General features: G+C 60.9%; 12 protein-coding genes. 9 read left to right on the top strand and 3 right to left on the bottom strand.

The features are described 5' to 3' along the window. The first annotated feature begins 65 nt into the window (after nucleotides 1-65). From cobU to OC610_RS13305, 7 genes are all read left to right on the top strand, one after another. The gene (gene cobU, locus OC610_RS13335) at nucleotides 66-587 is read left to right on the top strand and encodes a bifunctional adenosylcobinamide kinase/adenosylcobinamide-phosphate guanylyltransferase (protein ID WP_264428249.1); all 522 of its coding nucleotides are present in this window, start codon (nucleotides 66-68) and stop codon (nucleotides 585-587) included. Next, the gene (gene cobT / locus OC610_RS13330) at nucleotides 584-1,639 is read left to right on the top strand and encodes a nicotinate-nucleotide--dimethylbenzimidazole phosphoribosyltransferase (RefSeq protein ID WP_264428248.1); all 1,056 of its coding nucleotides are present in this window, start codon (nucleotides 584-586) and stop codon (nucleotides 1,637-1,639) included. The genes cobU and cobT overlap by 4 nt, the downstream gene beginning before the upstream one ends. Continuing rightward, nucleotides 1,636-2,211: an alpha-ribazole phosphatase family protein gene (gene cobC, locus OC610_RS13325; RefSeq protein ID WP_264428247.1), complete on the top strand. Its 576-nt coding sequence runs from the start codon at nucleotides 1,636-1,638 to the stop codon at nucleotides 2,209-2,211. The genes cobT and cobC overlap by 4 nt, the downstream gene beginning before the upstream one ends. Nucleotides 2,212-2,213: 2 nt before the next feature. Continuing rightward, entirely contained in the window at nucleotides 2,214-2,945 is a 732-nt protein-coding gene (locus OC610_RS13320; protein ID WP_264428246.1) for an adenosylcobinamide-GDP ribazoletransferase, read from the top strand. 72 nt (nucleotides 2,946-3,017) lie between these two features. Continuing rightward, nucleotides 3,018-3,422, top strand: a complete 405-nt coding sequence (locus OC610_RS13315; protein ID WP_030142382.1) for a MarR family winged helix-turn-helix transcriptional regulator — start codon at nucleotides 3,018-3,020, stop codon at nucleotides 3,420-3,422. A gap of 52 nt (nucleotides 3,423-3,474) precedes the next feature. Then, nucleotides 3,475-4,683 carry an MFS transporter gene (locus OC610_RS13310; protein ID WP_249875766.1) on the top strand — a complete coding sequence of 403 codons (1,209 nt, stop codon included), beginning with the start codon at nucleotides 3,475-3,477 and terminating at the stop codon, nucleotides 4,681-4,683. 183 nt (nucleotides 4,684-4,866) lie between these two features. Then, a complete protein-coding gene (locus tag OC610_RS13305; RefSeq protein WP_264428245.1) occupies nucleotides 4,867-5,418 on the top strand; it encodes a glutathione peroxidase in 552 nt (183 codons plus the stop codon). Nucleotides 5,419-5,509: 91 nt separating this feature from the next. Here the strand turns inward: OC610_RS13305 and OC610_RS13300 are convergent, their stop codons facing one another. The 3 genes from OC610_RS13300 to OC610_RS13290 all read right to left on the bottom strand — a co-directional run bounded on the left by OC610_RS13300 (nucleotide 5,510) and on the right by OC610_RS13290 (nucleotide 7,915). Next, the gene (locus OC610_RS13300; protein WP_264428244.1) at nucleotides 5,510-6,790 is read right to left on the bottom strand and encodes an OmpP1/FadL family transporter; all 1,281 of its coding nucleotides are present in this window, start codon (nucleotides 6,788-6,790) and stop codon (nucleotides 5,510-5,512) included. 144 nt (nucleotides 6,791-6,934) lie between these two features. Further along, complete coding sequence (locus tag OC610_RS13295) at nucleotides 6,935-7,417, bottom strand: hypothetical protein (protein ID WP_264428243.1); 483 nt, start codon at nucleotides 7,415-7,417, stop codon at nucleotides 6,935-6,937. A 273-nt stretch (nucleotides 7,418-7,690) separates the two neighbouring features. Beyond that, nucleotides 7,691-7,915, bottom strand: a complete 225-nt coding sequence (locus OC610_RS13290) for a hypothetical protein (RefSeq protein WP_264428242.1) — start codon at nucleotides 7,913-7,915, stop codon at nucleotides 7,691-7,693. A gap of 900 nt (nucleotides 7,916-8,815) precedes the next feature. Here OC610_RS13290 and OC610_RS13285 point away from each other — a divergent pair. Continuing rightward, nucleotides 8,816-9,139 carry an SEL1-like repeat protein gene (locus OC610_RS13285; RefSeq protein ID WP_264428241.1) on the top strand — a complete coding sequence of 108 codons (324 nt, stop codon included), beginning with the start codon at nucleotides 8,816-8,818 and terminating at the stop codon, nucleotides 9,137-9,139. 175 nt (nucleotides 9,140-9,314) lie between these two features. Further along, nucleotides 9,315-10,697, top strand: coding sequence for a DNA recombination protein RmuC (gene rmuC, locus OC610_RS13280; protein ID WP_264428250.1), 1,383 nt, complete (start codon nucleotides 9,315-9,317; stop codon nucleotides 10,695-10,697). The last annotated feature ends 48 nt before the right edge of the window (nucleotides 10,698-10,745 follow it).

Raw genomic sequence — 10,745 nt, 5'->3', positions numbered from 1 at the left:
TGTGGGAGCGAGCCTGCTCGCGAAGAGGCCGGCACTCACACCGCCTCATTTGAAAGGGTACGAACATGCTTCAATTGATCTTGGGCGGCGCCCGCTCCGGCAAGAGTCGCCTGGCCGAAAAACTCGCGGCCGGCACACACTTGCCGGTGACCTACATCGCCACCAGCCAACCCCTCGACGGTGAGATGAACCAGCGTGTCGCCCAGCACCGCGCCCGTCGTCCGTCCGAATGGGCGTTGGTGGAGGAACCGTTGGCGCTGGCGCAGGCGCTGCGGGAAAACGCCGCGACCGAACGATGCCTGCTGGTGGACTGCCTCACCCTGTGGCTGACCAACCTGCTGATGCTCGACGATCCCGAACGGTTGATCGCCGAGCGTGAAGCGCTGCTGGACTGCATCAGCATGCTGCCCGGCGAAGTCATATTCGTCAGCAACGAGACCGGCATGGGCGTCGTGCCGCTGGGCGAACTGACCCGTCGTTACGTCGATGAAGCCGGATGGCTGCATCAAGCCCTGGCCGAATGTAGTCAGCGCGTCGTGCTGACCGTTGCCGGCTTGCCCCTGACTCTTAAAGGAACTGCGTTATGAATCACCGCTGGTGGCTGGATCCGTGCAAGCCCGTTGACACCCTGGCGCTGGAGCAGGCCGCGGCCCGTCAGCAACAACTGACCAAACCGGCTGGCTCCCTCGGCCGCCTGGAATCGGTGGCGGTGCAACTGGCGGGCCTGCAAGGGCAGCTCAAGCCGAGCCTGGATCGGCTCTGGATCGCCATTTTTGCCGGCGACCATGGGGTCGTGGCCGAAGGGGTCTCGGCTTTTCCCCAGGAAGTCACCGGGCAAATGTTGCTCAATTTCGTCAGCGGCGGCGCGGCCATCAGCGTGCTCGCACGGCAACTGGAGGCTTCGCTGGACGTGGTGGACCTGGGCACCGTGACACCTTCGCTGGACTTGCCTGGCGTGCGTCATTTGCACCTTGGCCCGGGCACCGCGAACTTCGTCCAAGGGCCGGCGATGACCCTGGATCAAGGCGAACAGGCCTTGCAAGCCGGGCGTGACAGCGTGATGCGTGCCGTGGCGAGCGGGACGCAATTATTCATTGGCGGCGAGATGGGCATCGGCAATACCACGGCGGCCAGTGCGCTGGCCTGCGCCTTGCTCGATTGCCCGGCGGCGCATCTGGTCGGGCCGGGGACAGGGTTGGATGCGGCGGGTGTCAGCCGCAAGGCGCAAGTGATCGAGCGCGCCCTGGCGCTGCATGGCGCCCAAGGCAACGACCCGTTGCAGACCCTGTTCAACCTTGGCGGTTTTGAGATCGCGGCATTGACCGGTGCTTATCTGGCCTGCGCCCAGCAGGGCATCGCCGTGCTGGTGGATGGGTTTATCTGCAGCGTTGCAGCGCTGGTGGCGGTGCGGCTCAATCCCGAATGCCGACCATGGCTGCTGTTCGGTCATCGCGGCGCTGAACCAGGCCACAAGCACGTATTGGAAACCCTCGGCGCCGAACCGTTGCTGGACTTGGGCTTGCGCTTGGGCGAGGGCAGTGGCGCGGCGCTGGCGGTGCCGTTGTTGCGCCTGGCCTGCGACCTTCACGGGCAAATGGCGACGTTTGCCGAAGCGGCCGTGGCGGATCGCCCGGCATGACCTTGCGCCTGGACCTGCTGCGTCACGGCGAAACCGAACTGGGCGGCGGGTTGCGCGGCAGCCTCGACGACGCCTTGACGGCCACGGGCTGGGCGCAGATGCACGCGGCGGTGGCGCAAGGCGGACCCTGGGATCGCCTGGTGTGCTCGCCGTTGCAGCGCTGCGCACGTTTCGCTGACCAACTCGGCGCCCGGCTGGGTGTGCCGGTGCATGCGGACAACGACCTGCAGGAGTTGCATTTCGGTGCCTGGGAAGGCCGCAGCGCGGCGGCGTTGATGGAAACCGACGCCGACGCCCTCGGTCGCTTCTGGGCCAATCCTTATGCCTTTACCCCGCCCGACGGTGAGCCGGTGCTGGTGTTTTCGACGCGGGTCCTGGCGGCGGTCGAACGTCTGTACTTGGCGTATGCCGGGCAGCGCGTCCTGCTGGTCAGTCATGGCGGTGTGATGCGCTTGCTGCTGGCCCAGGCTCGCGGCTTGCCTCGCGAGCAATTGCTGAATGTCGAAGTCGGCCATGGTGCGTTGTTTTCCCTGACCGTGTCGTCCGGTCCCGTGCTCGAAGAGGCGGTTTGACGATGTTGCCGTTTTGGATCGCCCTGCAATTTCTCAGCAGCTTGCCGGTTCGCCTGCCAGGCATGCCCGAGCCTGAACAATTGGGTCGTTCGTTGTTGTTCTATCCCGTGGTGGGGCTGTTGTTCGGGGGGCTGCTGTGCCTGCTCGATGCGCTGTTGTCGGGCGCGCCCGCGTTGCTGCATGCCGCGCTGCTCCTGGCGGCGTGGGTGCTGCTCAGCGGCGGTTTGCACCTGGACGGCCTGGCCGACAGCGCCGACGCCTGGCTCGGCGGCTTCGGCGATCGCGAACGCACGCTGCTGATCATGAAGGACCCGCGCAGCGGGCCGATCGCCGTGGTCACATTGGTGCTGGTGTTGCTGCTCAAATGGACCGCACTGGTGGCGCTGATCGAGCAAGGTCCTGCGCTGGCGTTGCTCATCGTGCCAATGTTGGGGCGTGGCGCCTTGCTGGGTTTGTTCCTCACCACGCCGTATGTGCGTGCCGGTGGCTTGGGCCAGGCGCTGGCCGATCACCTGCCGCGCCGCTCGGGTTGGCAGGTGCTGTTGGCCAGCGCCCTGGTTTGCGTTCTGGCGATGGGCTGGGCAGGGCTGTGGACGCTGGTGGTCGCCGCAATGGTCTTCATTGGCTTGCGGCAGATGATGTTGCGCAGGTTGCAGGGCTGCACCGGCGACACCGCGGGCGCCTTGCTGGAACTGCTGGAAATGGCCGTTCTGGTGGCGTTGGTCTTTAGCTGAATCGGCACGTTGCCGATGGGCCAGCGCTGATTTAAATTTGCATTCATTTAGTCGCGGGTATATACACGCATCATGCTTCCTTCCCAATGTCTGTGCATCAACCTGCGTCGCGCCGCCCGTGGCGTCAGCAGGTATTACGACGGCGCTCTCGATGGCTTCGGGATCAACGTTGCCCAGTATTCTCTGCTCAATAACCTGGCGCGCCTGGACCAGCCGAGCATTTCCTCCCTGGCCGAGGCCATGGGCCTGGACCGCAGCACCCTCGGGCGCAACCTGCGGGTGCTGGAGGGCGAGGGGTTGGTGAAGCTGGCTGAGGGCGACGATTTGCGCAACCGCATCGTCGTGCTCACCGAGGCGGGAAATGCCCGGTTGGCGGCGGCGCTGCCGGCCTGGGAAGCGGCGCAACAGAAATTGATCGATAAGCTCGGTGCCGAAAAACGCGCCACCTTGCTGGCCTTGCTGGATGAGCTGGCGTAATGCCGGTTCGTCCGATGATAAGTGGGTATATACCCGCGACCGGAGAATAAGAATGACATCGATGTGGCGTACCTGTGGTTGGGTCCTGGTGGGTAGCGCGCTGATATTGGCGTTGTCCCTGGGCGTGCGGCATGGCTTCGGGCTGTTCCTGGCGCCGATGAGCGCCGAATTCGGCTGGGGGCGCGAGGTGTTTGCCTTCGCCATTGCCTTGCAGAACCTGATCTGGGGCCTGGCGCAGCCTTTTACTGGCGCACTGGCCGACCGCTTCGGTGCGGCGAAAGTGGTGTTGATCGGTGGCGTTCTCTACGCGCTTGGCCTGGTCTTCATGGGCATGGCCGACTCGCCCTGGTCGCTGTCGTTGAGCGCCGGCCTGTTGATCGGCATCGGCCTGTCCGGCACTTCGTTCTCGGTGATTCTTGGCGTGGTCGGGCGGGCCGTCCCTCCGGAAAAACGCAGCATGGGCATGGGCATCGCCAGCGCGGCCGGCTCTTTCGGTCAATTCGCCATGCTGCCCGGCACGCTGGGCCTGATCGGCTGGCTCGGCTGGTCCGCCGCGTTGCTGGCGCTGGGATTGCTGGTGGCATTGATCGTGCCCTTGGTCAGTATGCTCAAGGATGCGCCGGCGCCACTGAGCGGCAACGAACAGACCTTGTCCGAGGCGCTGCGCGAGGCGTGCAGTCATTCCGGTTTCTGGTTGCTGGCGGTCGGCTTTTTTGTCTGCGGTTTCCAGGTGGTGTTCATCGGCGTGCATCTGCCGGCCTATCTGGTGGACCAACACCTGCCTGCCAGCGTTGGCACCACCGTGTTGGCGCTGGTCGGGCTATTCAATATCTTCGGCACCTACACCGCCGGCTGGCTGGGCGGGCGCATGTCCAAGCCGCGCCTGCTCACTGGTCTGTATCTGGTGCGTGCGGTGGTGATCGGCTTGTTCCTGTGGCTGCCCGTAACGACCACCACGGCCTATCTGTTCGGCATGGCGATGGGTTTGCTGTGGTTGTCGACGGTGCCGCTGACCAACGGAACGGTCGCCACGTTGTTCGGTGTACGAAATCTCTCGATGCTGGGTGGGATCGTGTTCCTGTTCCACCAGTTGGGTTCGTTCCTGGGCGGCTGGCTGGGCGGGGTGGTGTACGACCGGACCGGCAGTTATGACTTGATCTGGCAAGTCTCGATCCTGCTCAGCCTGCTGGCGGCAGCGTTGAACTGGCCGGTGCGTGAGCGCCCGGTGGCGCGCCTGCAAGCCCAGGTCGGTGCGGCATGAGTCGCGTCGGCCCATGGTTGATCGTGGTCGGCGCCGCTCTGCTGCTGGCATTCGCCTGGTGGGGCTGGCACCAGGGCGGGTTGGCCTTGATGCAACTGGGCATGGGCAATTGCTGATGTGTGGACGGCGCCGGGCATGGCGGAGTAACGTCTTGGTCTGACACGCTTACAAGGAAAATCCGACATGCTGATGCGCTGGCTTGCTGTTCCTGCCCTGTTGCTCGCTGTGGCCGGGCAAGTAGGGGCGGCTGATTGCCCGCCGTTGCTGGAAGGCAAATTACCCAAATTGCGGGCCAAGGAAACCATCGATCTTTGCCAGCGCTTCGCCGGCAAGCCGTTGGTGGTGGTCAACACCGCCAGCTTCTGTGGGTTCGCGCCACAGTTCAAAGGGCTCGAAGCCCTGAACCAGCGTTACAAAAGCGAAGGGCTGGAAGTGCTGGGCGTGCCGTCCAATGATTTCAAGCAGGAGTCCAAGGATGGTGCGGAAACCGCCAAGGTCTGCTACGTCAATTATGGCGTGACCTTCACCATGACCGAGCCGCAACCGGTGCGAGGCGCGGACGCCATACCGTTGTTCAAGCATCTGGCTGAGCAATCCAGCGCGCCGAAATGGAATTTCTATAAATACGTCGTTGATCGCCAGGGCAAGGTTGTCGGCAGTTTCTCCAGCCGAATCAAGCCTGATGATCCTGATTTCATCAAGGCGGTAGAGGCGGCCATCGCTTCCAAACCCTGATCCTCAGCTACGAAAAAGCCCCGCGCTCTTTGCAGAATGCGGGGCTTTTTTTCGCTTCAGCGGGGGAGGTGTTCAACCTCGCCGTGAATAATCAGAAGCGATAGGTGGCACCGACACCGAAGCCGTTGGCGCTGTTTTCGTATTCAGCGTTATAGGACTGACCCAAGGCGTTGGTCCTGTTGACGTTGACTTTTTCTTCCTTGAGGTAGGAATAGGCCACGTCGATGGTCAGGTCTTCGGTTGGGCTCCAGCCGGCACCCAGGCTGAAGATGGTCCGGTCGCCGGTAGGAATGCGAGGCGAACGGTCGGTGTTGTTGGTTGGCGACTGGTCAAAGGACAGGCCGGTACGCAGTACCCACTGTTTGTTCAGCTGGTAGGAGGTACCGATGGCGTAGGCCCAGGTGTCGTGCCAGTTTTGTTCTTCGGTGATGGTGCCGAAGAGCGCTGGGTTGAAGCCACCACCTCCTGCGCCTACATCGTTGTTGACAGTGATGTCTTTCAGGCGGCTCCAGCGAGTCCAGGTGCTGCCGGCATAAACCGTCCAAGCATCATTGATCTGCTGAGTAACGGAAAAGTCCACAGACTCAGGCGTCGTGATATCCAGCGAGGCGTCGTACTTTTCGGCGCTCAATACAGGAGCAGGCGTACCGGCTCCCGGGTTCACCTCGGTGTGGCCTTCAAGCTTGTACTTGACCTTCGAGTGATAAGTCAGGCCGACGCGGGTGGTATCGGTTGGCTGGACCAAGACACCAATGTTGTAGCCGTAGCCAATGTCGTCGCCTTTGATCTTCACGTTGCCTTCGGGAACACCTGGGAACGGCAAGTTCAGCGCCGACTCCAACGAGCCAGAAATCCGGTTGATGGTCGGGCCGAAACCGATCGATACCTTGTCATTGAAGGCATAGCTGACAGTTGGCTGGAAGGTTACGACCTTGACGACGCTTTTGCTGCCGAAGTTACGGCCCTGGAAGCTGCTTTCATAATCGGTGACCAGGCCGAAGGGGGCGTAGACGCCCAGGCCGAATGCCCATTGATCATCGATTGGCTTGACGTAGTAGCCCATCGGAACGCCAGTAAGGGGAACCATGTCGCCTTTGTTGGTACCGGACTGGGTGCCGCTGGCATCGTTTATATCAGTAGACGCGTCGATGGCTGCAACGCCACCAGTGACTTGTTGGCGCTTGAGGCGCGACATGCCGGCAGGGTTGCCGAACACGGTGCTTGCATCATCGGCAGAAGAAGAACGACCCGCGAAGCCAGTTCCCATGCCACTGATGCTTTGTTCGTTCAAGGCAAAGCCACTGGCGAAGAGTTGGGTGGATGCCAAGGTCACGGCAAGGCCAAGGGTGGTTTTGAGCATCATTTTTTTCATTGTTAGAACTCCAGGTGATCACCGAGGCGAAAATTACCAACATTTTCGTGCAAGCGCTATAGCTTGTATCGCTTGTTTTAGAGGGGTTTTGTAGGACAATCCGACCAAATTCATGACATTTGTAGGAAGTTTCCATTTTTCCATTCAGCAGGCGACCTGATTCACAGGTGAAACACAATTTTGCCAGGCGCAGGTAAAGTCCCTTAGGCGGCCTGGAGGGTGGAATACCTGGCGCCAGATCCGGGCCATGCCCAGAAGATCATTGGCGTTGGGAAGCGGGGTGGCGTGTTCTTCAACCAACAACCAGGCGATGGCCGTGGCGTAGCGCAGGTTGACGGTGAGTTCCAGATGAGGGCTACTCAGGAAGGCATGCTGGCTCGCCAAGCCGCGCACCAGGCTGGCCCGTTCCGGGTCTCGTGCGAGGTAATCGTCCCAAAGGGCTCGGTGGCGAGGTTCGGTGATACGGTACAAGCCGTGTCCACGACGGTCATGCAAGGCGGCGCCCAAGCCCGACTGGCTGGCTGCAATCCCTAGCAACAACGCTTCCGCCGTGGTGCTGTGGCTCCCCAGGTAAAGAAGCGTCGGGCGGATCACATATCGACACAGTTCGCTGGCAGCGATACCCATAAAACCCTCGGATCGGGAAAATGGGCGAAGCCTGAAGGTGGGGCTTGGCAGCGGGTGGATCGGTTCAGGCTCCGCCGAAGCGGATCATGCCGCTCGAGTTGAAGTGTAGTGTCATATCTGCGCTGTAAAGGCCTGTTTTTAAACCATGTTCGCCGAACGGTTATGACTGTTATAGCGATACGTACTTAAGCCGCTGCGCTTTATCGAAAAACGCCGGGCAATAAAAAGCCCCGCTTTCTGGGCGGGGCCTTTGGGTTTCAGCGTTTCGGCGTTTCAGGCAACCAATGCCTGGCGGGTACGCTCGATCACGGCCTGCAGCGGTTCTTCGCTGGAGTACTGGTCGGGATACAAGCGTTCGCTGTGACGAGCGATACCGTGTTCGTTGACCAGCGTGAAGCTGAAGCAGCCTTTGCGAGCGGCCATGATCAGGCAGTTCATTGGAGCAAAAGCGTTGGTTAGGGTGCGAATGGCATCCTGTGTCTGGATTTGATTAGACATGTTATGGGTGTTCCTGCAAATGACACGGTTAAGAACCGTGCAGCGTTAAAACGTTCCAGTAACGTCGACCACCATTGGTCGAACGAAGAACCCGACTGGAACAAAGCAGCCAGTTTGAGCGCTAGATAAAGGGCGCGCTTGGGCTGGCAGGTAGGTACTTAGGAGGGCAGGCAACACGGCAAGGGCAAAGGTTCTGGGCCCAGGGTGAGGATCCTGATCAATTTTGCAGGTTGGTTCGGTCAGAGTAATGAGCCTGGCATCACACCTCGCATTCGTGCGAAAAGCGTGTTGGCGCAAGGGTTACCTGGAAACCATCGAGGGGGGCGGTCTCTTTTTTCGGTGAGGCGTCCCTTGGGGGATGGCTGACCGCGGAGATGTTTCCGACCCGGAATTGACTTTCAGCTTGGTACTAACGCCGCGGATACTAACGGATCGAATCGGTGAAGGGAAGGGCGTTGGTCAAAAAAGAAACAGTCCCGCCGACGACCGGCAGGTGGCGGTTTGCCTTCATTGATCAGATTTGTCCACAGGATGCAAGCCCTGGTGAGCCAAAAAAGCGCGGCGATATAACCGTTCGGATGTTACTTGTACACACCGGCGCACCCAGTTGTCACCTAACTGTCACGTTGAAACATTCAGGGGTAGGTGCCTGTATCCAAAATTTAAGTCAATGAAAAACATCGCTTTTTTTTTCTGGTGAAAAAATCGTCAGTTTGAGCGCAGGCCCCGTTCCACAGGGCTTGCGGCGGGTTCAAGGTGGGTTGTCCACTGAGTTATCCACAGCTTCTGTGGATTGTCCCGCGCGCTTGCTCTAGGACGGGCGTGCTGGATTTTTTCGACTTTACCCGTACAAAAAAAGGAGTAGAGTGGCGCGCCTTCCGATCTGTCCCGTAGTGCGTTATGAAGTTTCGCTCCGTATCAAATCCTGTTACCTCCATACCCTCCGGTGTTACCCCACCCAAACGCATATCGATGCGCGTCGCCGAGTGGCTGCTGGACAGCCCGCGCCTGGGCGAACGTCCTGGCGTCAAGCACTTGGCCGGCCGCCTGCTCAAGCAACCGGCCCGTGAAGGCGTGGTGGCTGCGCAGAGTCGCCTCGGCCAGTTGATGTGCCGCGAATGTGGCAACGCCCGAGACCGCCGCATCGGCCAGGACTTGCTGCGCCAAGCCGCACGGGCCGGTGATCACCGCGCCCGCCAGGCACTGGATGAAATCAAAGACTGAGCTGGGCAACGCCGGGTTGCTTGGTTAACCTTCGGGCTTTATTTCTTGCGCGGGAATTGTCATGGCGATGGATTTGACCAGCCTGTTGCTAGGCCTGGCAGGCGCAGCGGTGCCGCTGTTGGCATTGGCCTGGCACCTGCAACGCCAGGCCAGTACGGCACAGACCGAACTGGCGCTGCTGGAAGAACGCCTCGCCACCGCCCACATGGCCCACGATGGGTTGAACGCCCAGCTCGATGCCAGCCGCGATGAAATCAGTGACCTGAGCCAGGCCAACGCCGCCAAGCAAGCTGAACTCGCGGCCGCGTGTCGCGAGGTCGAGTTGCTGCAGATCGAGCGCGACAACGCCAGGGACGCGGCCCATGCCTGGAACCTGGAGCGCGCCAATAAAGAAGCGGAACTGCGGCGCCTCGATGCCCAGGCGGCCTCGTTGCATGCTGAATTGCGTGAACAGCAGGAAAGCCATCAGCAGCGCCTGGATGACCTGCAAGGTTCGCGAGATGAGCTGCGGGCCCAGTTTGCCGAGTTGGCAGGGAAAATCTTCGATGAGCGCGAACAGCGTTTCGCCGAAACCAGCCAGCAGCGCCTCGGGCAATTGCTCGATCCATTGAAGGAGCGCATCCAGTCCTTCGAAAAGCGTGTCGAAGAAAGCTACCAGGCCGAGGCGCGGGAGCGATTCTCCCTGGGCAAGGAGCTGGAGCGGCTGCAACAACTGAACCTGCGCCTGAGCGATGAAGCCACCAACCTCACCCGGGCGCTCAAGGGCCAGAAAACCCAGGGCAACTGGGGCGAATTGATTTTGGAGCGTGTCCTGGAACACGCCGGCCTGGAGAAGGGCCGCGAATACCAGACCCAAGTCAGCCTCAAAGGCCCGGATGGTGAGCGTTTCCAGCCAGACGTGTTGATTTACTTGCCTGGCGACAAGCAAGTCGTTGTCGATTCAAAAGTCAGCCTGACGGCTTACCAGCAATACGTGGCAGCGGAGGACAATGCCATTGGCCAACTCGCCCTCAAACAACACGTGGTGTCGTTGCGGGCCCATGTCAAAGGCTTGGCCGGCAAGGACTACAAGCGCCTGGACGGTTTGCACAGCCTGGATTTCGTGTTGCTGTTCGTGCCGATCGAAGCGGCATTTTCCGCGGCCCTGCAAGCCGAGCCTAATCTGTTCCAGGAAGCCTTCGATCGCAACATCGTCATCGTCAGCCCGACTACGCTGTTGGCGACCTTGCGGGTGATCGACAGCCTGTGGAAGCAGGAACGCCAGAGTCAGAACGCCCGGGAAATCGCCGAGCGTGCGGGGTGGCTGTATGACAAGTTCGTCCTGTTCATCCAAGACCTGGATGAAATCGGCAGCCGCTTGCAGCAGTTGGACAAAGCCTACGCCGCTGCACGCAACAAGCTGACGGAAGGGCGCGGCAACCTGGTCAGCCGTAGCGAACAACTGAAGCTGCTGGGCGCCCGGGCGAGCAAGAGCCTGCCTGCGGAGCTGCTCGAGCGCGCAATGGCGGATGTGGATGGGTTGCCTGAAGAGACCAGCGAAGAAAGCCAGGGTCAGTAGCCTTCAAGGTTTACACCGGACCCCTTGTGGCGAGGGAGCTTGCTCCCG

Origin of the sequence: Pseudomonas agronomica (assembly GCF_025917275.1) — a bacterium.
GTDB lineage: Bacteria > Pseudomonadota > Gammaproteobacteria > Pseudomonadales > Pseudomonadaceae > Aquipseudomonas > Aquipseudomonas agronomica.
Note: the sequence above shows the minus strand (reverse complement) of the source record. Positions and strands in the feature narration are given on the sequence as shown.

Bases quoted from the DNA above. Each gene is read 5' to 3' on its own strand.
- cobU (WP_264428249.1), top strand. From the start codon at position 66: ATGCTTCAATTGATCTTGGGCGGCGCCCGCTCCGGCAAGAGTCGCCTG.
- cobT (WP_264428248.1), top strand. From the start codon at position 584: ATGAATCACCGCTGGTGGCTGGATCCGTGCAAGCCCGTTGACACCCTG.
- cobC (WP_264428247.1), top strand. From the start codon at position 1,636: ATGACCTTGCGCCTGGACCTGCTGCGTCACGGCGAAACCGAACTGGGC.
- OC610_RS13320 (WP_264428246.1), top strand. From the start codon at position 2,214: ATGTTGCCGTTTTGGATCGCCCTGCAATTTCTCAGCAGCTTGCCGGTT.
- OC610_RS13315 (WP_030142382.1), top strand. From the start codon at position 3,018: ATGCTTCCTTCCCAATGTCTGTGCATCAACCTGCGTCGCGCCGCCCGT.
- OC610_RS13310 (WP_249875766.1), top strand. From the start codon at position 3,475: ATGACATCGATGTGGCGTACCTGTGGTTGGGTCCTGGTGGGTAGCGCG.
- OC610_RS13305 (WP_264428245.1), top strand. From the start codon at position 4,867: ATGCTGATGCGCTGGCTTGCTGTTCCTGCCCTGTTGCTCGCTGTGGCC.
- OC610_RS13300 (WP_264428244.1), bottom strand. From the start codon at position 6,790: ATGAAAAAAATGATGCTCAAAACCACCCTTGGCCTTGCCGTGACCTTG.
- OC610_RS13295 (WP_264428243.1), bottom strand. From the start codon at position 7,417: ATGGGTATCGCTGCCAGCGAACTGTGTCGATATGTGATCCGCCCGACG.
- OC610_RS13290 (WP_264428242.1), bottom strand. From the start codon at position 7,915: ATGTCTAATCAAATCCAGACACAGGATGCCATTCGCACCCTAACCAAC.
- OC610_RS13285 (WP_264428241.1), top strand. From the start codon at position 8,816: ATGAAGTTTCGCTCCGTATCAAATCCTGTTACCTCCATACCCTCCGGT.